Source organism: Rhizobium sp. ERR 942, assembly GCF_007828395.1.
In the GTDB taxonomy this organism is placed as follows: domain Bacteria; phylum Pseudomonadota; class Alphaproteobacteria; order Rhizobiales; family Rhizobiaceae; genus Rhizobium; species Rhizobium dioscoreae.
This window is the reverse complement of record NZ_VIUA01000001.1, coordinates 1098773-1119928: the sequence shown is the minus strand read 5'-3', so window position 1 is coordinate 1119928 and position 21156 is coordinate 1098773. Positions and strand designations below refer to the sequence as shown.

General features: G+C 59.7%; 23 protein-coding genes. 5 read left to right on the top strand and 18 right to left on the bottom strand.

The window, feature by feature from the left end; genetic code table 11:
- The first annotated feature begins 287 nt into the window (after nt 1-287).
- Complete coding sequence (locus tag FBZ97_RS05605) at nt 288-500, top strand: cold-shock protein (protein ID WP_069613123.1); 213 nt, start codon at nt 288-290, stop codon at nt 498-500.
- A gap of 351 nt (nt 501-851) precedes the next feature.
- On the opposite strand, the gene dusA is transcribed toward FBZ97_RS05605, so the two are convergent.
- Nucleotides 852-1865, bottom strand: coding sequence for a tRNA dihydrouridine(20/20a) synthase DusA (gene dusA / locus FBZ97_RS05600; protein WP_145317086.1), 1014 nt, complete (start codon nt 1863-1865; stop codon nt 852-854).
- A 177-nt stretch (nt 1866-2042) separates the two neighbouring features.
- On the opposite strand from dusA, the gene FBZ97_RS05595 reads away from it, so the two are divergent.
- Together FBZ97_RS05595 and FBZ97_RS05590 are read left to right on the top strand one after the other, a co-directional pair.
- Nucleotides 2043-2738, top strand: a complete 696-nt coding sequence (locus FBZ97_RS05595; protein ID WP_145317084.1) for a fumarylacetoacetate hydrolase family protein — start codon at nt 2043-2045, stop codon at nt 2736-2738.
- 16 nt (nt 2739-2754) lie between these two features.
- Complete coding sequence (locus FBZ97_RS05590; RefSeq protein WP_145317082.1) at nt 2755-3285, top strand: gamma carbonic anhydrase family protein; 531 nt, start codon at nt 2755-2757, stop codon at nt 3283-3285.
- A 51-nt stretch (nt 3286-3336) separates the two neighbouring features.
- Here the strand turns inward: FBZ97_RS05590 and FBZ97_RS05585 are convergent, their stop codons facing one another.
- From FBZ97_RS05585 to FBZ97_RS05575, 3 genes are read right to left on the bottom strand one after another with little or no spacing between them, the layout of a single operon-like run.
- Complete coding sequence (locus tag FBZ97_RS05585) at nt 3337-3735, bottom strand: Fur family transcriptional regulator (protein WP_112334637.1); 399 nt, start codon at nt 3733-3735, stop codon at nt 3337-3339.
- Nucleotides 3732-4559, bottom strand: a complete 828-nt coding sequence (gene znuB / locus FBZ97_RS05580) for a zinc ABC transporter permease subunit ZnuB (RefSeq protein ID WP_112721157.1) — start codon at nt 4557-4559, stop codon at nt 3732-3734. The genes FBZ97_RS05585 and znuB overlap by 4 nt, the downstream gene beginning before the upstream one ends.
- Nucleotides 4552-5421, bottom strand: coding sequence for a metal ABC transporter ATP-binding protein (locus tag FBZ97_RS05575; RefSeq protein ID WP_145317081.1), 870 nt, complete (start codon nt 5419-5421; stop codon nt 4552-4554). The genes znuB and FBZ97_RS05575 overlap by 8 nt, the downstream gene beginning before the upstream one ends.
- Before the next feature lie 100 nt (nt 5422-5521).
- Between FBZ97_RS05575 and znuA the strand changes: the two genes are divergently transcribed.
- The gene (znuA, locus tag FBZ97_RS05570; protein ID WP_145317079.1) at nt 5522-6496 is read left to right on the top strand and encodes a zinc ABC transporter substrate-binding protein ZnuA; all 975 of its coding nucleotides are present in this window, start codon (nt 5522-5524) and stop codon (nt 6494-6496) included.
- Nucleotides 6497-6578: 82 nt separating this feature from the next.
- Nucleotides 6579-7784 carry a zinc metallochaperone GTPase ZigA gene (gene zigA / locus FBZ97_RS05565; RefSeq protein WP_145317077.1) on the top strand — a complete coding sequence of 402 codons (1206 nt, stop codon included), beginning with the start codon at nt 6579-6581 and terminating at the stop codon, nt 7782-7784.
- Nucleotides 7785-7971: 187 nt separating this feature from the next.
- Here the strand turns inward: zigA and FBZ97_RS05560 are convergent, their stop codons facing one another.
- The 14 genes from FBZ97_RS05560 to FBZ97_RS05495 all read right to left on the bottom strand — a co-directional run bounded on the left by FBZ97_RS05560 (nt 7972) and on the right by FBZ97_RS05495 (nt 21106).
- On the bottom strand, nt 7972-8694 hold the full coding sequence (locus FBZ97_RS05560; protein WP_113333045.1) for a PAS domain-containing protein: 723 nt from the start codon (nt 8692-8694) through the stop codon (nt 7972-7974).
- Nucleotides 8695-8967: 273 nt separating this feature from the next.
- On the bottom strand, nt 8968-9900 hold the full coding sequence (locus FBZ97_RS05555; protein ID WP_145317075.1) for a lipid A biosynthesis lauroyl acyltransferase: 933 nt from the start codon (nt 9898-9900) through the stop codon (nt 8968-8970).
- A gap of 5 nt (nt 9901-9905) precedes the next feature.
- Nucleotides 9906-10934, bottom strand: coding sequence for a zinc-binding dehydrogenase (locus FBZ97_RS05550; RefSeq protein ID WP_112721150.1), 1029 nt, complete (start codon nt 10932-10934; stop codon nt 9906-9908).
- Between the two features lie 54 nt (nt 10935-10988).
- Nucleotides 10989-12269, bottom strand: coding sequence for a beta-ketoacyl-ACP synthase (locus tag FBZ97_RS05545; protein ID WP_113333042.1), 1281 nt, complete (start codon nt 12267-12269; stop codon nt 10989-10991).
- Nucleotides 12270-12279: 10 nt separating this feature from the next.
- On the bottom strand, nt 12280-13485 hold the full coding sequence (locus FBZ97_RS05540) for a beta-ketoacyl-ACP synthase (protein WP_145317073.1): 1206 nt from the start codon (nt 13483-13485) through the stop codon (nt 12280-12282).
- 43 nt (nt 13486-13528) lie between these two features.
- Entirely contained in the window at nt 13529-14002 is a 474-nt protein-coding gene (locus FBZ97_RS05535; RefSeq protein WP_095435134.1) for a 3-hydroxyacyl-ACP dehydratase FabZ family protein, read from the bottom strand.
- Nucleotides 14003-14124: 122 nt separating this feature from the next.
- Nucleotides 14125-14403, bottom strand: coding sequence for an acyl carrier protein (locus FBZ97_RS05530; protein WP_069613139.1), 279 nt, complete (start codon nt 14401-14403; stop codon nt 14125-14127).
- A 218-nt stretch (nt 14404-14621) separates the two neighbouring features.
- Nucleotides 14622-15050 carry a L,D-transpeptidase gene (locus tag FBZ97_RS05525; protein ID WP_069613140.1) on the bottom strand — a complete coding sequence of 143 codons (429 nt, stop codon included), beginning with the start codon at nt 15048-15050 and terminating at the stop codon, nt 14622-14624.
- Between the two features lie 118 nt (nt 15051-15168).
- Complete coding sequence (gene cbiB / locus FBZ97_RS05520) at nt 15169-16149, bottom strand: adenosylcobinamide-phosphate synthase CbiB (protein ID WP_145317071.1); 981 nt, start codon at nt 16147-16149, stop codon at nt 15169-15171.
- Nucleotides 16146-17144: a threonine-phosphate decarboxylase CobD gene (gene cobD, locus FBZ97_RS05515; protein WP_145317068.1), complete on the bottom strand. Its 999-nt coding sequence runs from the start codon at nt 17142-17144 to the stop codon at nt 16146-16148. The genes cbiB and cobD overlap by 4 nt, the downstream gene beginning before the upstream one ends.
- Entirely contained in the window at nt 17141-18448 is a 1308-nt protein-coding gene (locus tag FBZ97_RS05510; protein ID WP_145317066.1) for a cobyrinate a,c-diamide synthase, read from the bottom strand. Before FBZ97_RS05510 ends, cobD begins: the two co-directional genes overlap by 4 nt.
- Nucleotides 18445-19293, bottom strand: a complete 849-nt coding sequence (gene cobA / locus FBZ97_RS05505; protein WP_145317064.1) for a uroporphyrinogen-III C-methyltransferase — start codon at nt 19291-19293, stop codon at nt 18445-18447. The genes FBZ97_RS05510 and cobA overlap by 4 nt, the downstream gene beginning before the upstream one ends.
- 284 nt (nt 19294-19577) lie before the next feature.
- Nucleotides 19578-20537 (bottom strand): nucleoside hydrolase, encoded by a 960-nt coding sequence (locus FBZ97_RS05500; RefSeq protein WP_145317062.1) that lies wholly within the window; start codon nt 20535-20537, stop codon nt 19578-19580.
- A 164-nt stretch (nt 20538-20701) separates the two neighbouring features.
- Nucleotides 20702-21106, bottom strand: a complete 405-nt coding sequence (locus FBZ97_RS05495; RefSeq protein ID WP_145317061.1) for a cobalamin biosynthesis protein — start codon at nt 21104-21106, stop codon at nt 20702-20704.
- Nucleotides 21107-21156: the final 50 nt, after the last annotated feature.

The following is a 21156-nucleotide window of genomic DNA, read 5'->3' as shown; positions in this document are numbered from 1 at the left end:
GATCGCCTTTCAACCTATTGATTTGTCTTTCATTACGGCTGCCAACTAAAACACCTCTTGCCTTTTTCCACAAACCCTGTCACCCATATGCATGCTCGGGCATTTGCATGCCGGTGACTGGACTGATTTGGTGATCCGCTTGCGGCAGGCAGCGGTTGGGTCTTCTGACCCGCGCAGACGTTCTTTCCCCGTACGTGACTTCTCGACTGGCTTTCGCATGGCGCGGAGGCAAAGCCGTCCGGGTTTCCCCGGATTAATTAAGACTGATGGGTAAAGGACTATCCCCCATGGCCACCAAGGGCACTGTAAAATTCTTCAACCAGGACAAGGGTTTTGGTTTCATCACTCCTGACGGCGGCGCAAAGGACGTTTTCGTCCATATCTCCGCTCTTCAGGCTTCCGGCATCCAGTCGCTGCGCGAAGGCCAGCAGGTCACCTTCGACACGGAGCCGGATCGCATGGGCAAGGGCCCGAAGGCTGTCAACATCCAGGCTGCCTAAGCCTCTGGTGACTGCCTGAACAAGGTTTCGAACGGCGCGGTGAAAACCGCGCCGTTTTCATTTGCTCGATGAGGTTTGCGGCGAACTCAGGCCCCATCTCGCCCTTGGCGGGCGAGAAAGCAATTTCACTGTTTTAGGAATTGCGATATCGCAGGCCCCACATGCTCGAAAATCCAGTGCAATTTCTAAGCCATTGAAATTGCAAGAGCGTGGGTCATCTTCTTGAGAGAAATAGTTCAGGATTCAGTGCTCCCACACCTACCCCCTCTCTTGCAAAATCTAGCACTTAGCTAAAGCTAAATGCTGATTTTGCTTTCTCGCCCGCCAGGGGCGAGATAAGGCACCGCTGCCTCAAGCACTCACCCGCTCACGTTCACCCGCAAATTCCACCGCTGCGAAGGCGGCGGCAATCACCTCCGGCCCCGCGCCCGGTTTGTTGGCGTCGGTGGAAAGGATCTGGCGGTAACGGCGTGAGCCCGGCAGGCCAGTGAAGAGGCCAACCATATGGCGCGCGACATGCTGCAGGCGGCCGCCATTTTCGATGTGGCGCTCCGCATAATCCATCATGCGGTCGCGCAGCCCGTTCCAGTCAACCTCGGCGGCCGGTTCGCCAAAGAAGCGATGGTCAACGTCGGCGAGAATGGCGGCATTCTGATAGGCGGCGCGGCCGAGCATCACGCCATCGACGTGGGCAAGATGCACCTCGGCTTGATCCAACGTCTGGATGCCGCCATTGATGCCGATGAAAACCTCAGGCCAACGCTGCTTCATGCGATAGACGATGTCATAATCCAGCGGCGGGATCTCGCGGTTCTCCTTCGGCGACAGGCCCTTCAACCAGGCCTTACGGGCATGGATCCAGATCGCATCGACGCCGGCATCGAGCACGCGCGTCATCAGTTCGGGCAGCGCCTCTTCGGGTTCCTGCTCATCGACGCCGATGCGGCATTTTACCGTGACGGGTGCCTTCGAGATCGCCTTCATCGCCGCAATGCAGGATGCGACCGTCTCCGGCGTCAGCATCAGGCAGGCGCCGAAGGTGCCGGACTGCACGCGATCCGAGGGGCAGCCGACATTGAGATTGATCTCGTCATAATGATACGCTTCGGCAATCCGCAGCGCCTCGGCAAGCTTGGCCGGATCGGAGCCGCCAAGCTGCAGCGCGACGGGATGTTCGGCAGCGTCATGCCCGAGCAGTCGGTCGCGCGGCCCATGAATGATCGCGTCGGCCACCACCATCTCGGTATAGAGCAGCGCATGCCGGCTGATCTGCCGATGCAGGTATCTGCAATGGCGGTCAGTCCAGTCGATCATGGGGGCAACCGCAAAGATCTTGCGGCCAGTTTTCAGTGCGTCGCTATACATGGGAAACCTTTCTGATCCGCGCTCTACACCAAATCCCTCAAAAACGCCAGTTTTCGCGGCTGTAACAATAATGCTAGCTTGCCCGAAGGAGTCGGACGGCAGCAGCCCTCTGAAACGGCAGCAGCCCTCTGAAACGGCAGCAGCCCTCTGAAAAAGATGAGAGTTTCGAAAGCGCATATGAACGCCCCACTAACGACAGTCATTCCATTACCTGCCCCTGTCCTTCTGCCGATCGAAGGTGAGACCGAGTTTTTTCCTGTGCGTCGCGTCTATTGCGTCGGCCGCAACTATGCCGACCACGCCATAGAGATGGGTCATGACCCCACCCGCGAACCACCTTTCTTCTTCCAGAAGAACCCGGACAATCTGCTAGTCTCGAGCGATTTCCCCTATCCTTCGCTGTCAGCGGACGTGCATCACGAAGTGGAGCTTATCGTGGCGCTGCGCGGCGGTGGCGCGGACATCCCGGTCGAACAGGCACTGGATTGCGTCTATGGTTACGGCGTCGGCATCGATTTCACCCGCCGTGACCTGCAGGGTGAAGCCAAGAAGCTCGGCCGCCCCTGGGAAATCGGCAAGGCCTTCGATCACTCGGCTCCGGTTTCCGCATTGGTTCCAGCCACCCGCGTCGGCCATCCCGACAAGGGCGGCATCTGGCTGATGCGCAATGGCGAGTCCGCCCAGAGAGGCGATCTCTCTCAGATGATCTGGAAGGTGCCGGAAATCATCGCCGAGCTCTCCAAGCTGTTCACACTGGCCCCGGGCGATATCATCATGACCGGTACGCCCGCCGGCGTCGGTCCCGTTGTCCGCGGCGACCGGATCAGCTGCGCCGTCGATGGCGTCGCAAACCTGGTACTGAACGTCGTCTGATCGAGGAGGATCGACCATGCCGCTCTACGCCCTTGCCGGCCTCACACCGAAAACGCCAGGCCCCGACCGATACTGGATCGCGCCAGACGCAAGCGTGATCGGCAAGGTCGAGATCGGCGAGGATGTCGGCATCTGGTTCGGCTCGGTCCTGCGCGGCGACAATGAGCTGATCGCCATAGGCAAGGCGACGAATATTCAGGAAGGCACGATGATCCACACCGATCCGGCCTTTCCGGTTTCCATTGGCGAAGGCTGCACCATTGGCCATCACGCCATCATCCATGGCTGCACCATCGGCAACAATTCGCTGATCGGCATGGGCGCAACCATTCTGAACGGCGCGAAGATCGGCAATAATTGCCTCGTCGGCGCCAATGCGCTCGTCACGGAAGGCAAGGAATTTCCAGATGGCTCGCTAATCGTCGGCGCACCGGCAAGAGCCATCCGCACCCTGGACGAAGCTGCGATCGAAGGCCTGCGCCGCTCAGCTCAGCATTACATCGCCAACTGGCAGCGCTTCGCGCGTGATCTTAAAAGATTGGATTAGAATTTTCTTATAAGCAATTGATGGAACGCTGAATACGTTGCGGCCCGTAGCTCAAGCCGCGCAATTGGCGCAATGACCGCGAATTTCGATGGTCGACTTCTCCGCCTTGAACTTCTGCGACTTCAGCCAATCCATCAGCCGGTGATCCACCTCGTGATCGTGGAACTCGATCACCTGGCCGCAGCTTTCGCAGATAGCGAAGGCGACGAGGCCATGGCTATGGCAATCCTCGTGCGGATGTGCGCAGGCGACGAAGGAGTTGATGCTCTCGAGCCGATGCACGACGCCATATTCCAGCAGCTTGTCGAGCGCCCGGTAAACCTGCAGCGGCGCCCGAAAACCTTGATCGCGCAGCTTGTCCAGGATGGTATAGGCGCTGAGCGGCGCTTCCGCCTTGGTCAGGATATCGAAAACGAGAGACTGGTTCTTGGTGAGCATCGGAGTGGTCATGATGACTGTCCTCTCTGTTGCGCCGCTGGCGTGCCGCTCCTGCGAACGAGGGGCAGCAGACTGATGATAAATAGAACGAGTGCTGCAACCACGATCGACGGGCCGGACGGCGTATCATAGCGCAGCGATCCGAAAAGCCCGCCGACAACGGCGATGGCGCCAAGCAGCGAAGCAAAGATCGCCATTGTTTCCGGCGTCGAGGCAAAGCGGCGTGCAGTGGCCGCGGGAATGATCAGCAATGCAGTGATGAGCAAAATTCCGACGATCTTCATGGCGATTGCGATCACCACGGCCATCAGCAGCATGAAGAGCAGCCGCGCGCGCTCCGGCCGCAATCCTTCTGCCTCGGCAAGCTCGGGATTGACTGTCGAGGCCAAAAGCGGCCGCCAGAGCCAGGCAATCGCCGCCAGAACGAGGATGCCGCCGCCCCAGATCACCGCGATATCGGACTGGCTGACGGCCAGTATGTCGCCGAAGAGGAAGGCGATGAGATCGATCCGCACCCAGCTCATGAAGGCGACGATGACAAGGCCGATGGCCAGTGTCGCATGCGAGAGAATGCCGAGCAGCGCATCCGCCGACAGCGCCTGCCGCCGCTGCAGGAACAGAAGCAGGATCGATACGAGAGCCGCAACCGCGAAGACAGAGAGTGTTAGATTGAGCTGAAAAAGTAGCGAGAGGGCCACGCCGAGCAATGCCGAATGCGAGATCGTGTCGCCGAAATAGGCCATACGTCGCCAGATGATGAAGCAGCCGAGCGGCCCGGTCGTCAGCGCCAGCCCGACGCCGGCGACGACGGCGCGCAGGAAGAAATCGTCAAACATGACGCTCCCCCTCGGCATGGTCATGGCCGTGATGATGATCATCGTGATCGTGGCCATGATGATGGCCATCATCGGCATGGCAATGGTCCGTAATCGAACCGTCCGCATGCTGCACGCGACCGTCAGGCAGATGCGTATGATCGTGATGGTGGCTGTAGATCGCCAGGGATTGTGCCGCCCGCGTACCGAACAGCTTCACATATTCCGGGCTCTGGCTGACGGTCTGTGGCGTGCCGCGGCAGCAGACGTGGCCATTCAGGCAGACCACAGTATCCGTCGCCGCCATCACGACATGCAGATCATGCGAGATCAGCAGGATACCGCAGCCCTGCGAATTGCGGATCGACTTGATGAGATCGTAAAGCGCGATCTCACCGCTGAAATCGACGCCCTGCACGGGCTCGTCCAGCACAAGCAGATCGGGCTTGCGGGCGATGGAGCGCGCCAGCAGCGCCCGCTGGAATTCGCCGCCGGAAAGATGCTGCACCTCGGCTTTCGCGAGATGCGCGATGCCGACGGCTTCAAGAGCAGCAACCAGCTCGCGCTCCGGCAAAGGCCCGGTCAGCGTCATCAACCGCTGCACGCTAAGCGGCAAGGTCCAGTCGATGGCAAGCTTCTGCGGCACGTAGCCGACCTTCAGATTGGCTATGCGGTCGACACGTCCTTCGTCCGGCTTCAGCACGCCGATCGCCGTCTTGGCGCTGGTCGATTTACCGGAACCGTTCGGGCCGATCAGGGTGACGATCTCGCCGCGACTGACGGAGAAATCGACGCCACGCACCAGCCAGCGTCCGTCGCGGCGGACGCCGACATCATGAAGCGACACCAGCGGCCGGCACTTGCTGTCGATGGAAGAAAGCATGAAATTTCCAATTGCACTATTGCGCCATGCTATCGCACACGTTATAGCATAACGCAATTGATGTAATAACATAACAGACCCATTCAAGGGCATTTCTGGCATGAACGCAGCAAAAACTCTTCTTCCCCTCGCCGCCTCCCTTCTCCTTTCCGGCCTGCTCGTCAGCACAACCGCAACTGCAGCCGATGCGCCGAAAGTCGTCGTCTCCATCAAGCCGATCCACTCGCTGGTCGCAGCTGTCATGCAGGGCGTCGGCACCCCGGATCTGATCGTCGATGGTGCAGCTTCGCCGCATACCTATGCGCTCAAGCCGTCGAATGCGCGCAGCCTTCAGGAGGCGAAAGTAGTCTTCTGGGTTGGGCCGGGCATGGAAGCTTTTCTGCAGAAGCCGCTTGCCGCACTTGGTACCAATGCCACCGTCGTTGAGCTTGACGACGCACCCGGCATCGCCAAACTGAAGTTCCGCGAAGGCGGCGCCTTCGAACCGCATGACGATGGCGACGAACACGAAGCCAGCGATGATCATGCACATGATCACGACCACGATCATGGCGAGTTCGACACTCACCTTTGGCTCGATCCGCACAATGCCAAGGCGATGGTCGCCGAAATCACGACGTCACTGGTCGCGGCCGACCCCGCCAACGCCCTCACCTACGAGGCAAATCAGAATATCTTGGACGACAAGCTCGATGCGCTCGATACGGAAATCGCTTCGACGCTCGCCCCCGTGAAGGACAAACCTTTCATCGTCTTCCATGATGCCTACCAGTATTTCGAGCATCGCTATGGCGTGCGTGTCTCTGGCTCCATCACGGTCAGCCCGGAAACCATCCCGGGCGCACAGCGCGTCGCAGAGATCCATAGCAAGGTCGCCGATCTCGGCGCAACCTGCGTCTTCGCCGAGCCGCAATTCGAACCGAAGCTGGTCAATGTGGTCCTGGAAGGCACGGCGGCAAAATCTGGTGTTCTGGACCCGGAAGCCGCAACGCTGCCGCAAGGACCGGATCTCTATTTCGACCTGATGCGCGGCATCGCAAGCTCCCTGAAAACTTGCCTTTCAGCACAAGGCTGAACATCGCCGAAGGAAGCGAGCGCATGGCTCGCTTTTTTCACCACAGTAAATGTAATGATATTACATTACAAAAGAGGTTGTCATGAACAAGAAGCTCCCGGTTACCGTCCTCTCCGGTTTTCTCGGCGCCGGCAAGACGACGCTGCTCAATCATATCCTCAACAATCGCGAGGGCCTGCGCGTCGCTGTCATCGTCAACGACATGAGCGAAGTGAATATCGATGCGGCTCTGGTGCGCGATGGCGGCGCCAATCTCTCCCGCACCGAGGAACAGCTCGTCGAGATGACCAATGGCTGCATCTGTTGCACGCTGCGCGACGACCTGCTGAAGGAAGTCCGTCAGCTCGCGGAGCAGGATCGCTTCGATTACCTCCTAATCGAATCTACAGGCGTTGCCGAGCCCCTGCCCGTTGCAACCACTTTCGAATTCCGTGACGAAGACGGACGCAGTCTTTCCGACGTTGCCCGGCTAGATACGATGGTGACGGTCGTCGATGCGGCCAATCTTCTCGCCGACTACGGGTCGACCGATTTCCTGGCCGATCGCGGCGAAACCGCAGGTGAAGGCGACAACCGGACCATTGTCGACCTGCTGGTCGAGCAGATCGAATTTGCCGATGTCGTCATTCTCAACAAGGTCGGTTCGGCAACGGTTGAACAACGCGACGCCGCCCGCAAGATCATCGTCGGCCTCAACCCCGATGCGCGTCTCATCGAAGCGGATTTCGGTGCGGTCGAACCGGCGGAGGTTCTCGGCACCGGACGCTTCGATATCGATCGCGCCGAAACGCATCCGCTCTGGTACAAGGAATTGCACGGTTTCAAGGATCATGTTCCCGAAACGGAAGAATATGGCATTCGCTCCTTCGTCTACCGCGCGAAGAAACCATTCGACCCCGCGAAATTCCAAGCCTTCCTCAACCGCTCGTGGCCGGGCGTTGTCAGAGCCAAGGGCTTCTTCTGGCTGGCGACGCGGCCCTATTATGTCGGCGAAATGAGCCAGGCGGGTGCGCTCGTCCGCACGGGCAAGATGGGCCTCTGGTGGGCTGCCGTGCCGCAGGACCAATGGCCGCGCGATCCCGGCTTCCAGCGAGCGCTGGCACCCTATCTCGATCCGATCTGGGGGGACCGCCGCCAGGAGCTGGTGTTCATCGGCGCCGACCCGATGAGCGAAAAACAGATTACCGCCGAACTGGATGCCTGCCTCGTCAAGGCGGACCGCTTCACGCCCGAGCGTTGGCGCAATCTGCCCGATCCCTTTGCAAGCTGGAACAGGTTACCGGCATGAAACAGCCGAAAGTGATCCGGTTCCGCTGCTACTGCTTCGAATGCAGCGGCGATAACGAAGAGGCGAGCGATCGATCGCGGTCCGATACGGTCGAAGTGGATCGAGACAGCACCAGATCAAGCGAACACAATCTTCGCCTGATACCGGACGTGATTGGAAAACCGCTGTTTGGGGCCTGAACGCGAGTTCAAGCCACCAGCATGCCTGCAGGAACGGCGATGATCTCGTGCATGACGAGCAATGCGCCGATCACTTCCGCCTTTGCCCGCAACGGCGTCATCGTGCAGTGAAATACCTTGCCGGGTTCGATCTGGCGATAGGAGGGATAAAGGCACTCCACCTTCTCCCCGGTAAAGCAAGCATCAAGCTTCGCCTTGAGGCTGTTTTCGAAATCTTCCGCACCGACAAATTCCGAGATATGACGTCCCACGAGTTCCATCGGCTTCGACTTCAGAAACTCCGAATTGGCGGCGTTGCTGTAGAGGTAGCGATAGTCCCGCGTCACGACGGCAACGCGATCCGGCAGGCTGTCCAGAATGACATCATTGAGAACGCTGCTTTCTTCGAAGCCGAACGCATCGTCCCGATCGATTTTCTCGCTTGAAAACGCCCGAAGAACTTCGCCTGCTGCTTCGCTTGCACCGCCGAAGTAGCGATCGATCAATACCGACAGCGATGCGGAGTTGCGCATGACGCGCGAGCGATCGTCCGATTCTTCTCGGATGAGATTGTTCATGAACTGGAGCTGCATGTAAATTTCAAGCAGACTCGTAGCCTTATAGGCCAGGATAGCCGCGATAAGTGGCTCCAATTCGCGATCCAGTGACGCTACAAGCTCATCATCGCCAAGTTTTATCGCACGCTGAATCTGGTTACATTTCGTGGAGAAGGCATGAAAGAGTGCCAGCAAAATTGCCCTCCTGTCCCCGCACACAGCAGGACGCAGGGGCCTCGTTTCCCGGCGTTACCATGCCCAAGGATATTCAGCTTGGTGTCCGCATTCTCACCAAACTTTCTGCATTGTGAATTAACATGACTTATCCCTACTTTCAATCCGGATGAGCGGAAGTTCTCGGGAAAGGAGAACTTTCTGAAATGCAAGGCTTACCTGGCGTAATGACTGCATGAAGACCGGATGCAAATATACAATGCAAAACTGTCGCTAACGGGCCGCAATGGATGCCTAGAAAACGCTCTTCTTGATATTCCAGCGATCATGATACCAGAGCCATTGCTCAGGGTTTTCCCGCACCCAGCTCTCAACCTTGTCGTTCAGCATCTGCGCCGTTGCGGTCAGATCGAGACCGCCGGCTTCGTTGCGCGGCATCTCGAGCTTCGGCTCGATCTCCAGCCGGTAGCGATTGCCGGGCAGGCGGATGCAGCGGGCCGGATAGACCTCGCAATTGAACTGACGCACCAGCTTCGGCAACAGCGGATTCGTCTTTACGTCCCTGCCGAAGAACGACGTCTTCAAACCCTTGCGGAATTTCTGGTCGACCAGTACGCCGACGCCGCGACCCGCTTCCAGCTCCCGCGCAAGGCTGAACGAGGAGCCGGCGTGGGAGGGAACGAGGTTGCCCATACGTTTAGCCCGGAAGTCGAAAACCTTCTGAGCGACATAGGGATTGTTCGGCGGTCGGAAGAGTACGGTCACGGTCAGGCCAAAGGCCGCTCCCGCGACCGGCAGTAGTTCGAAATTGCCGGTATGTCCGGTAAAAACGATGAACGGGCGCGGATTGTCCCTCAGATCGAGAAAGATCGGAATACCGGAAACTTCGATGCGGCCAGGCTTGTCGCTGAAGGGATCGAAATCGAAAAGCCGGTCGAGAAACACATATTCTGCTGCCAGGCGCCCCATATTGCCCCAGCTTGCACGCGCAATTTCCTCGATCTCCGCCTCGCTCTTTTCGGGAAAGGCGTTGCGCAGATTGGTCAGCATCAATTGATGCCGGCGCATGCGCGGACCGATCTTGCGGGTTAGCCAATCGGCAAAGTTGATGCCTGCATCCGCCGGAAACAGCTTCAGGAAATTCAGGAAGCCGAAAATGACCTGCGCCACCCGCCACTGCCGGAAATTTCTGAGCGCGAGGACGATCCGGGTGATGAAGAGCTTCACGCTGCTCAGTCCATCTTCAGGATGATCTTGCCGAAGATCTGGCGCGATTCCATCCGCTCCAGCGCCCGGTCGATGTCATTGAAGCCGACTTCGGTATCGATCACGGGATGAACCAGTCCGCGCGCCATCTTCTGCATCGCATTGGCCATGTTCTCCATGCGGCAGCCGAAGGAGCCAAGCAGCTTCAACTGCTGCTGGAACAGCATCATCAGGTTCATTTCGGTCGAAACGCCCGAAGTCGAACCGCAGGTGACGAGACGGCCGCCGCGCTTCATGCAGAGCATGGAGCCGGCCCAGGTGTCCTTGCCGACATGTTCGAAGACCACATCGACACCCTTTTTCTTCGTCAGCTTGCGCACAACGCCCTCGAAGCGGTCGGTGCGATAATTGATGACGTGATCGGCGCCGAGCGCTTTGGCCTTCTCGATCTTGTCGTCGGAACCGACCGTCGTGATCACGGTGCAGCCGATCTTCTTGGCAAGCTGGATCGCGGCGGTACCGATACCCGAGCCGCCCGCGTGAACGAGGATCGTTTCGCCCGGTTCAAGCTTGGCATTGTCGAACAGCATGTGCTCGACGGTACCGAAAGTCACCGGAGCAAGCGCGGCACCCACCGCATCGACGCCGGGAGGCGCCGGAACGAGCAGGCGAGCCGGAAGATTGACCTTCTCCTGCGCGAAACCATCGAGATGGAAACCGTGGACGCCACCGACATGTTCGCACAGATTGTCACGTCCTTCGCGGCAATGGCGGCAAAGACCGCAGGTGCGCGCGCCGTAGATCGATACGAGCTGGCCCGGCAGGACATTGGCAACACCTGGGCCGATCGCTTCGACCACGCCGGCAGCCTCCGCGCCGATGACCAGCGGCATCTTGCGCTTGGCAAAGGCCATGCCGCGCCAGCCCCACACATCGATGTGATTGAGAGCGACGGCCTTGACGCGCAAGGTCACCTCACCCGCGCCCGGCGCATCCGGCTCCGGCAGATCGGTGATCTCAAGTTTGCGGTCGTCGATCAGTTGCAAAGCACGCATGGCAAAGTCCCTCGCCTCTCGGGCGCAGTTGTATCCTGTTTTTCAGAAGTCCGATTAAGCCGGTTCAAGCGCCATGACAAGGCTGGCATTCTGGCCGCCGAACCCGAAAGAGTTCGAAAGAACGGCACTTACCTGCTTTTCACGCTTCTTGTTCGGCACCACGTCGAGGATGATCGACGGATCGGGATTGTTGTAGTTGATGGTCGGCGGCAGCGTGCCGGTCAGCATCGTCTGCAGCGAGAACACCGCTTCGACCGCACCCGCAGCCGTCAGCGTATGGCCGATCATCGACTTGTTCGAGGAAACCGGAATGGTCGGAAGCCGCTCGCCGAAGACGGCCGACATCGCGCCATATTCCATCTTGTCGTTTTCCGGCGTCGAGGTGCCGTGCGCATTGATATAGCCGATATCGGTTTCGGCCATGCCGGCATCGGCCAGTGCCGCGCGGATCGTCGCGATCGCCGGGCCGCCGTCCGGTGAAGACCGGGTGCGATGGAAGGAATCGGCCTTGTCCCCCGCACCCTTCATGATGCCGAGGATCTTGGCGCCGCGTGCGACCGCTGCCTCCAGCGATTCCAGCACCAGCGTCGCAGCGCCTTCCGCGATGACGAAACCGTCACGGTCCTTGCTGAAGGGCTTGGAAGCCTTGGTCGGCGGATCGTTCTGTGTCGACAGCGCCGACAACAGCGAGAAGCGGATCAGCGCCTCGGCGCTAAGCGAACCGTCGGTAGCAACGGTCAGTGCTCGCGTGGTGCGTCCCTGACGGATAGCTTCAATGCCCAACTGAATAGCAGTGACGCCCGATGCACAGGCAGTCGACAGCGTCACCGGCAGGCCGCGCGTGCCAAAACGGTCGGCAAGGCGCTCGGAAATGGCGCCGAAAAGAGCCGCTTCATGGAAGGCCGGATCGGGACGTTGGCGCATGGCGGCGAGAAAGCGCTCATATGCATCGCCCTCATGATCTGCCGGAGGAGAGCGGTCGGCCAGTTCGAAACGGGCGCTCCATTCGGGTTCGATCGGCGGCGCAGCCAGGAACAGCGGCGCGTCGAAATCGCCAGAAATCCCGGCTTGAGCCAGAGCTTCAATGGTTGTTTCGCGGGCGAAAGCATAGGAGCGCTCGACCGCGTTCGGAGCGGGAATATCGATGAAGTCCACGGTGCCGGCAATGCGCGTCGAAAGGCCGTCCGTCGGAAAGCGGGTAATGCCGTGAATGCCGGAAGTGCCAGACGACAATGCATTCCAATTGTCCTGCAGGCCCTGCCCCAGCGACGTGATGATCCCCATGCCGGTAACGGCAACGATCGGGCGTCCGAGATGATCCTTGTAAGCGGTCATATCCTGTTCCTCACGCTTCAGCTGACAATACGGCAATGCCTTCGCCGCGCACATGGCCGACGGTCGTGACCACGGCTTTGCGGGCACCCGTAGTCATTGGCTTTTCATGCGCAGCATCGAAAGGCGGCACCTTGGCCTGGCTTGCGACAGCCAATGCCGCGAAGGCGAGCCCGAGCGGGAATTGGCTTTCCAACCCATGCCCGGAAACACCGGAATAAGCGCGAATGGCCGAGCCCGGAAGCTGCGCATCGAGCACTGCCTTTTCGCGCTGGGCAAGATCGGGGATCGCTGTCGTGCCGGAAAAGACGACGGTCGCATCGCCGGACATCTGCTTGGCTGGCGCGAGCATGCGCTCCAGTCGCGTCTCGAACTTGCCCTCGTCGCGCCGGCCGCGATCGCCCTCGACGGCATCGATGATCGCATAGATACGGGCGCCGCGACCTTCGGCATGCGCACGCGATTCAAGAACGAGGAAGGCGCTGAGCGAACCCATGATCATGCCGCCGCCATCTTCCGGCTTGCGCGACCAGATGGGATGCCAGTCACCAGTGGCATGCGCGTTGATCGATTCGATCAGCAGGATCATGTCGAGCCGCTCGGCGGAAAATGCGCCGCCTACGAGAGCATGGCTCGATTCACCGGACTTGATACGGTGGAACGCGGTCTCCACTGCCGAAATGCCGGAAGCCTCTTCGCCCATGAAAGTGCGCGACGAGCCCGTGACCTTGTGCACGATCGAGATATTGCCGGCGAGTAGGTTCGAAAGCTGCGCCAGGAACAGCGTCGGCCGCAATTCGGTCGTCAGCTTCTCGTTCAGCAGCAGCTCGCGGTCGTTGCGCTTCAGACCCTCATTGACAATCAGCGTATCGACATTGATGTCGCGCTCGCCGCCGCCGGCCGCCACGATCATGTCCATGGTGCCGCAGGCTTCCAGATCATCCTTGAAGCCGGCATCGTCGAGCGCCAAGCCGGCGGTGAACACGCCGATGCGCTGCCAGTTTTCCATCTGGCGCTGATCACCACGCTTCGGGATCTGTTGCGACCAATCTATTTCGGGCAGTGGATGCACGGGATAGGGCTTGAACTTCTCGGTTTCGACGATGGTCGCCGGCGCCTTGTCCGCGGTCAGCAAGGCGACATGCGCGTCCTTGCCAACGCCCTGGCAGGTAACGATGCCGATACCTGTGATCACCACATCATTCTGAGCCTTGCTCATTCATCAATCCTCTTCGAATGCGGCGCCGAACAAGCCGGCAGCATCAACCGTTGGCGGCGATGGCGTCGAGAAGCCCGACCTCGCCTGCCCGCTTGCGCACGATATCGCCGAGCGGCACCTCATTAAACGGCATGGTGCGCAGCTTCAACTGCGCATCGCAAACCTTCTTTCCGGCAATGGTAATACGCGCCTTGGTGACGGCGAAGCCCGAACCCTCGTGTTCCAAATCTGCTTCGATATCGAGTTCGGCTTCCGGCTCGACAAAGGTTCGCATCTTCGCGCCATCGACCGACATCAGGAACGGCATATAGGCAAAATTCGTCGCAGCAAGCACCAGCATGCCCGAGGCCTGCGCCATGGTTTCGATAAGAAGAACGCCAGGCACCAGGGGCATGCCCGGGAAATGGCCTTCGAAAACAGGGCTTTTCGCCGGAACGACGGAATGAGCCTTCAACTGGCCCTTGGACAGATCGACGGACTCGACCCTGTCGATCATCTGGAAATATTCCAGCAGCATCAACGCCTCCGATCCAACCCGGCAATGCAGGACGCGCCGGGCGGGATACGCTATTTAAGAATGAAACCGCCCGGCCGCCATATTCAAAGGCGGCTGGGCGTCAAAAAATGCAAGGATGTCGCTCAGCCCTTGGCGGCGCGCAACTCATCGATCTTGGCACAGAGATTCTTCAGGACGAAGTATTCCTCGGTCGAGACCTTGCCTTCGTTGACTTCCTGCGTCCACTGCTCGAGCGGGATCTTGATGCCGAATTCCTTGTCGATCGCGAAAACGATATCCAGGAAGTCCAGGCTGTCGATGCCGAGGTCGTCGATCGTGTGGCTATCCGGGGTGATGGTGTCACGGTCGATTTCGCTGGTTTCAGCGATGATGTCGGCAACTTTGTCAAATGTAGCAGTCACTGCCCATACCTCTTGAAATAATAATTCATCCCCCTCATAGGGAAATCCATTCCAAAAGCCAATGGTTTCCACCAGAAACCCCGGCAATTTGGCAAGACAGTGTTGCGCAAACAGCAAAATGACTGCCGCGTCATACCTGTGAAATCACGCGCGACATGGACGCGAGATGCGGCAGCATTGCGGCCGAACCGCATGACAAAGCGCTTGTTGGCGAAAGATCACTCGCTGATCACGATGCGGGTGTTGTGGAGCCCGGCATCCGATGTCATCGCAAAGAAAGTAGCGGCATTGCGGGTATCGAGCCGCACGCAACCATGCGACGCCGGCCGGCCGAGCCGCCGCACCTCATAGGTGCCGTGAATGGCATAGCCGCCGTTGAAGAACACGGCATAAGGCATCGGCGCATCGTCATATTTTTTCGAGCGGTGATCCCTGGACAGCCATTTGGCCGTGTAGGAGCCGGTCGGCGTCACATACCCCCTGCGCGCCGTCGACACTCGCCAGCGATACTTCAGAGCTCCATCCTCCGAAACGGTCATTGTTTGCGATCGAAGATCGACCACTGCAAGAACAGTCCCGGCATGGGCCGAAACGGTGTGGAATTGCATGCACAGGCATGCCGTTACTGCGAACGCGATACGCCTCATCTTGCCCCTCCGACTGTTTGCTTCCTTATGAAGCAATTCAGACGATGGGAGAGTCTATCGCTATGCTGATTATACCAAATTAATACATATAGTGAGCGATTGCTTAATTTCGGAACGCTCACAAGAGCAGCAGAAAACCCAGGAAAGCGAGAAGCGTCAGCATCGTGCAGGCGGAATAGAATATGGAAATGCCGGCTTCGATGTCGTTGACCGTAGCAGTGTCGCGGCCGGAGCCGTTGATCATCGGCTCACGCACGAGCTCACCGCCATAGATTCGCGGACCTGCGAGCTGGATATCGAGCGCGCCGGCCATAGCCGCCTCGGGCCGGCCGGAGTTTGGTGAACGGTGCAGCCCGCCATCGCGGACGGCGATGCGGATCGCATTTCCAAGCGCGGAGATGCCACGTTTGATCAGAGCGCCGGCAGCAATCAACAAGATGGACAGGCGCGCGGCCGGCCAGTTGGCTATATCGTCGAGGCGCGCAGCAGCGCGACCAAAATCGACATAGGTCTCGGATTTATGGCCGATCATCGAATCGGCAGTGTTGAGCATCTTGTAGAAGAAAAGGCCTGGCAAGCCGAAAACGCCGTACCACAGCGCCGGTGCGACGACACCGTCGGAAAAATTCTCGGCAAGGCTTTCGATGGCCGCACGGCAGATACCCGGCTCATCCAGCGTCTCGGGATCCCGACCGACGATGCGCGATACGGCGAGACGCCCGCCTTCCAGACCATCGGCACGCAATGCCCGCGAAACTTGCTCGACATGGTCGGCCAGGCTCTTCTGCGCCATGAAAACCGCCACAAGCCCCGCCTCGACCAGGATGCCGAGCCAGCCGAAGAAGGCGAGAAATCCATGAATGGCCCAGCCGGCGATAACGGCGCCCATGAGCAGCGCGACGATCGACATCACCCCGTTGCGGCGGCGAAGCACGCCGGGCAGATGCTTTGCATTGAACCGCTGGTCGAAGGATGAAATCGCCTTGCCGAACAGCACGACCGGATGCGGAAAGCGCTGCCACAACCAGTCGGGATCGCCGACGAGGCGGTCAAGCAACAAGGCCAGGACCAGAATGAGCAAATGTTCGTCGGCGGTCATGTCGAATAATCCTCTAATACCCCGGCGAGCCTTTGATCCGCTTCTTCATCTGGAGCGAGCCCGAAGCGCAGCCAATTGCGGGCGTAATCGAACTTGCGGACCAGAATATGATGACGGCAGAGATGCGTATATATGCCCTCGGCGCGGTCGTCCGCAACCAGTGCAAACAGGGCCGTGCCTCCCGCAATATGCAGGCTCGAGCGGCGAAGAACCGTCTGCAGCGCCGAATGTCGTTGAAGAATGCGGTTTCGGATGGCGCTTGTGTCGCCTTCCATGAGCGACGCGGCAATCGAGAGAGCCGGTCCGGAAACCGCCCATGGACCGAGCCAATCCTCGAAACGGGTTAGGATCGCGGCCTCAGCAATCACGAACCCAAGCCGAAGGCCGGCCAGTCCGAAAAACTTTCCGAACGAACGGAAGATGACGAGGTTGGGCATCGAGGCGGCAAAGGGCGCCACGCTCGCTGCCGGCTCCATATCGCCAAAGGCCTCGTCGACAAGAAGGATCCCACCTTGGCTCCGTAACCTGTCGTGCAAGTCCCGCAACTGCTCAATGGGTAACCTCCGCCCATCAGGATTGTTGGGATTGACGGCAACCACGAGCCTGTCGTCGGCGGTAAGTTCGGCAGGCGTCGAAACCTGGCGGACCTGCAGCCCCGCCAGTGTGAAGGCTCTTGCATATTCGCCATAGGTCGGCGAGAGGATTGCGACGCTGCCACCGGGCACCAGCCTCGGAAGCAATTGAATGACGGACTGCGTGCCGGGAACCGGCAACGGCAGAATATCGCCGCTCCGGTAATAGTTCCTCGCCGCTTCCCGCGCCCGCTCCTGCAAATGCTGGTCAGGCAGCCTATGCCATGCCGCAACGGGGATTTCCGGCAGCGTCACCGGATTGGGATTGATGCCGGTCGACAGATCCAGCCATTCCTCCGGACGCCCGCCATATTGGCGTGCCGCAGCCGTGATGCCGCCTCCATGGACAATCCTGCTGGTCATACGGCGTCACCGGCGAGATCGATCAAATGCATGTAGGAGCCGGCAACATTGGCACGCTGCAAGCCAGCGGCACCAAGATCGTTATTGAGCGCATCCCTCACCGCAAACAGACGGTCCGCCTCACCTTCCGATACGATGGTCGAATAATGAAACTCGTGCGCCGTCATCGGCTTGTCGAAGAAGGAGCCGGCAAGCGGCACCACACGCCGATAGCCAAGATGGCGCTGTCGTTTCTCGTAGCTGGTAACGACGGGTAATAGGCCCAGCATTTCGTGGCGCGCACCCGCCGCATCCACAAGACCTTCGCCAAGCACCATATACCCGCCGCATTCGCCATAAATGCGCACCCCGCGCGAGGCCGCCGCGTTCATGCCACCCCGGAAATGCTGGGCAGCGGAAAGCTTTCCGGCGTGCAACTCCGGATAGCCGCCCGGCAGATAGATGGCATCGGCATCAGCTGATGGAGCTTCATCCGCGAGCGGAGAAAAGAAGGATATTTCCGCGCCACGACGCTTCCAGCCGAGCAGCATATGCTCATAGCAGAAGGCGAATGCGATATCCCGCGCCACCGCAATGCGCTGACCGAACGGCATAAGCCGCGCAATATTGGCCGCCGAGGTGCGAACGAGATGCTGCTGCGCTGCCCGCAGGAGCAGATCGAAATCGCAGGCTTTCGAAATGACCTCGGCAGCCGCCTCGATAAATTGCTCGAGTGCCCCATGCTCGCCCGCCTGCACCAGACCGAGATGCCGCTCCGGCAAGGCCAGACTTGCGTCACTGCGGATAACGGCGACGACGGGCATGCGCACCGCATTCAGCGCCTGGCGCAACATGGTCTCATGCCTGTCACTGGCGACGCGATTGAGCACGACGCCGGCAATGCGGATATCGGCCCGGAAATTGGCAAAGCCGCTGACGACCGCTGCAACCGATTGCGACATGCGAGAGCAGTCGACGACGAGCACGACGGAAAGGCCAAGCAGGGCGGCAAGATCGGCCGGAGTTCCAGTGCCATCGGCAGCACCGTCGAACAGGCCCATCATCCCCTCGATCACGAGCATCCGTCCGCCGGCACGATGAAGCGCGGCATTGGCGGAAATCAGTTCGGCGCGCATGGCCCAGGGATCGAAGTTGAGACAGGAGGATCCGAGCGCTGCTGCGTGAAAGGCAGGATCGATATAATCCGGCCCGGCCTTGCCGGACGCGACCGCAACATCCCTGTTTCGCAGTGCCCGCAGCAGACCGAGCGTGAATGTGGTCTTGCCGGAGCCTGATGAGGGTGCCGCGATCAGAAGCCCGCTCATGCCGACACCTTGCGTCCGTTTTCCCCCGGGCTTTCAGTTGCTGGCAGCAATATGCGGCCGGAAAGCGCGCCCAGCCAATCGAGCGACGGCCGCAATTTCACCACCTCGCCGACGACGACTATGGCGGGCGGCTCGAGGCCCGAGGCTTCGACATCGTCGGGCGCGCGCCCGAGCGTCGTCTCCAAAACCTGCTGCGAGGATGTCGCGGCATTGCAGACGAAGGCAACAGGTTCGTCCGCCGATCGGCCGGCGGCAATAAGATTCGCGCTGATCTGAGCAATGTGCTTCATCGCCATATACATGACGATAACGGGCGATCCCTTGCCGATCGCGTCCCAATCGATCGCGTCCGGCACGACGCCGGAGGAGTCATGACCAGTCAGGAAGGTGACGGCATGGTTGACGTCGCGATGGGTAACGGGAATGCCGGCATAGGCCAGACCACCGATCCCAGCCGTGATGCCGGGCACGATGCGGAAGGGAATGCCGTGCTGGACAAGCGTCAGCGCTTCCTCGCCGCCGCGCCCGAAAACGAAGGGATCGCCCCCTTTCAAACGCAGAACGCGCTTGCCGGCCCGCGCCAATTCCACTAGGCGCAGCGAGATATCCCGCTGCTTGGCGGAAGGCTTGCCGCCGCGCTTGCCGGCATATTCCAGCACCGCGCCCGATCGGGCTAGTTTGAGGCAATCTTCATTGACGAGCGCATCATGCACGATGATGTCAGCCTCGGCCAATCCCTTGGCGGCCAGCAGGGTCAAAAGCCCCGGATCGCCCGGCCCGGCACCGACGAGCCAGACGGACCCCGGCTCCAGGGCCGGCAGATTGGAAAAGGCGGTATCGTTCATCCCATGTGTCCTATGCCCGGATGGGCGAAATTGCAACGTTGAGAACGGGATAAGGCTATCTCCGTTCGACATCGCTCCCATTGCGGACATTACGTCACGCATCTCCCCGACATGAGCGACAGCACGCTATGAGCTTTTCCAACGGCGACAGGGCACAGAAAACACGTCGATCAATCACTGCGTCCCAGACTCGATATATCCGGACACTCAGATAGGCTCTTGATAGGGCTGGAGAATGGTCTTCAGCGAATTGTGAAGGGGGCGCCACGCCCCCTTCACGGGGTTTAATGCTTCACCTTGCCCAGAATCACGTCGCGGATCAGATCGAGAACCTGCTGCGAGCGGATGCCGGTGCAGGCGATCTGGCTCGGCAGATTGTCCCAATCGCCGGGCGGGAAGCGGCGGCCGTCCTGCTTGATAATCGTCTGGCCGTCGGCAATACCGCCGCAGACGACGCGGATCGCCCCCTCGATCGTGTCGAACAGCTCTGGTGCCACGACGTAGACGCAAGCGCAGCTATCATGGACCATCATGCCGTCTTCGACCGCATGCTTGTAGAAATCGATGTAGGACTGCGAGAGGTCGGCCAGAAGCTGCACCGAAGGGCCGCCTGCCTTGGCCATGTCTGCCAGATAGCCGCGGCTCATGGTCGTCACCGAGGTCACGTCCAGACCGACCACGACGACTTTCCAGGCTGCTGTCATGACGAAATCCGCAGCTTCCGGATCGCCGTGAATATTGGCCTCCGCGACCGGGGAGACATTGCCTGGTACGTAAAAATTGCCGCCCATGATGACGACACCTTTCACGAGCTTGGCGATATCTGGATCATGCTTCAGCGCCAGAGCCAGATTGGTCATGCGGCCGACGGCAACTAGGGTAACCTCCCCCGGATGCGCGCGAACCGTGTCGATGATGAACTGATAGGCTGGCCGGGGATCGGTCGGCAGATCGATCATGTCAGGCACGTCGATGTCGCCGAGACCGTTATGGCCGTGAACCATTGTCGGCCATGGCCGCTCATGCCGCGAAGGATCGAAAGTGACGCTGGCGCCGCGCGCAACCGGGCACGGAATATTCCACTCGCGCTTCAGGAACAGCGCGTTGCGGGTCGTCGTGTCGACCGAAGCATTGCCGAAAACCGTCGTCACGCCAAGAAGGTCGATATTCGGGTGACGATGCAGGAAGAGAAGCGCCATGGCGTCGTCAACGCCCGGATCCGTATCATAAATGACCTTTTGCATGATTTTTCCTTATCAACATACTGAATAAGCTTGATCTTCCGGAAATTTCCTCCCGTCGCGGATCATGCTTGACCCATCGGCATACACGAGAACAGCTGACGGTGAAATGCCGTCGGCATCTCCTCTGCGGATCATTTGCGAGATTTGCGGGATGAATTCGCTGCTCAGGCGATCCTGGCGATCGCCGCAGTCGCAAGGCCGGACTTAATTTTGGGAAGCACGAGCTCGGAATCGGGGCCGGCGGCCGCAAGCGCAGCAGCCTCGGCAACACCGTGGCAACCGACATGCGCAAAAACAATCTCGGACGGGTTCTTCAGCCTGGGTGTCTCCCGCTCCAGTGCAGCTGCCTTGAAGAAGCGCGCCGGGAGGCGAAAATGCGTGGCGGTCTCCAGGATCGCCGGTTCATCCATGCGCGTGTCGATCGACACGACGGCCAGAACCTGCTCGCTTACGATCCCAGCCTCCTGAAAGGCTCTTTCCGCAAGCATCCGCACCTCATTCCAGTCCGTGCCGCGCTCACAGCCAAGACCCAAAAGATAGCGGCGGGTGGTATTGGCGTAGATCGTCATAGTCGCTCCCAACAGCATCGACCGAGATGACAGCTGTAGCGGGCACGTTT

Excerpts from the sequence above, each read along its gene's own strand:
- FBZ97_RS05605 (WP_069613123.1), top strand. The coding sequence starts at position 288 with ATGGCCACCAAGGGCACTGTAAAATTCTTCAACCAGGACAAGGGTTTT.
- dusA (WP_145317086.1), bottom strand. The coding sequence starts at position 1,865 with ATGTATAGCGACGCACTGAAAACTGGCCGCAAGATCTTTGCGGTTGCC.
- FBZ97_RS05595 (WP_145317084.1), top strand. The coding sequence starts at position 2,043 with ATGAACGCCCCACTAACGACAGTCATTCCATTACCTGCCCCTGTCCTT.
- FBZ97_RS05590 (WP_145317082.1), top strand. The coding sequence starts at position 2,755 with ATGCCGCTCTACGCCCTTGCCGGCCTCACACCGAAAACGCCAGGCCCC.
- FBZ97_RS05585 (WP_112334637.1), bottom strand. The coding sequence starts at position 3,735 with ATGACCACTCCGATGCTCACCAAGAACCAGTCTCTCGTTTTCGATATC.
- znuB (WP_112721157.1), bottom strand. The coding sequence starts at position 4,559 with ATGTTTGACGATTTCTTCCTGCGCGCCGTCGTCGCCGGCGTCGGGCTG.
- FBZ97_RS05575 (WP_145317081.1), bottom strand. The coding sequence starts at position 5,421 with ATGCTTTCTTCCATCGACAGCAAGTGCCGGCCGCTGGTGTCGCTTCAT.
- znuA (WP_145317079.1), top strand. The coding sequence starts at position 5,522 with ATGAACGCAGCAAAAACTCTTCTTCCCCTCGCCGCCTCCCTTCTCCTT.
- zigA (WP_145317077.1), top strand. The coding sequence starts at position 6,579 with ATGAACAAGAAGCTCCCGGTTACCGTCCTCTCCGGTTTTCTCGGCGCC.
- FBZ97_RS05550 (WP_112721150.1), bottom strand. The coding sequence starts at position 10,934 with ATGCGTGCTTTGCAACTGATCGACGACCGCAAACTTGAGATCACCGAT.
- FBZ97_RS05545 (WP_113333042.1), bottom strand. The coding sequence starts at position 12,269 with ATGACCGCTTACAAGGATCATCTCGGACGCCCGATCGTTGCCGTTACC.
- FBZ97_RS05540 (WP_145317073.1), bottom strand. The coding sequence starts at position 13,485 with ATGAGCAAGGCTCAGAATGATGTGGTGATCACAGGTATCGGCATCGTT.
- FBZ97_RS05535 (WP_095435134.1), bottom strand. The coding sequence starts at position 14,002 with ATGCTGCTGGAATATTTCCAGATGATCGACAGGGTCGAGTCCGTCGAT.
- FBZ97_RS05525 (WP_069613140.1), bottom strand. The coding sequence starts at position 15,050 with ATGAGGCGTATCGCGTTCGCAGTAACGGCATGCCTGTGCATGCAATTC.
- cbiB (WP_145317071.1), bottom strand. The coding sequence starts at position 16,149 with ATGACCGCCGACGAACATTTGCTCATTCTGGTCCTGGCCTTGTTGCTT.
- cobD (WP_145317068.1), bottom strand. The coding sequence starts at position 17,144 with ATGACCAGCAGGATTGTCCATGGAGGCGGCATCACGGCTGCGGCACGC.
- FBZ97_RS05510 (WP_145317066.1), bottom strand. The coding sequence starts at position 18,448 with ATGAGCGGGCTTCTGATCGCGGCACCCTCATCAGGCTCCGGCAAGACC.
- cobA (WP_145317064.1), bottom strand. The coding sequence starts at position 19,293 with ATGAACGATACCGCCTTTTCCAATCTGCCGGCCCTGGAGCCGGGGTCC.
- FBZ97_RS05500 (WP_145317062.1), bottom strand. The coding sequence starts at position 20,537 with ATGCAAAAGGTCATTTATGATACGGATCCGGGCGTTGACGACGCCATG.
- FBZ97_RS05495 (WP_145317061.1), bottom strand. The coding sequence starts at position 21,106 with ATGACGATCTACGCCAATACCACCCGCCGCTATCTTTTGGGTCTTGGC.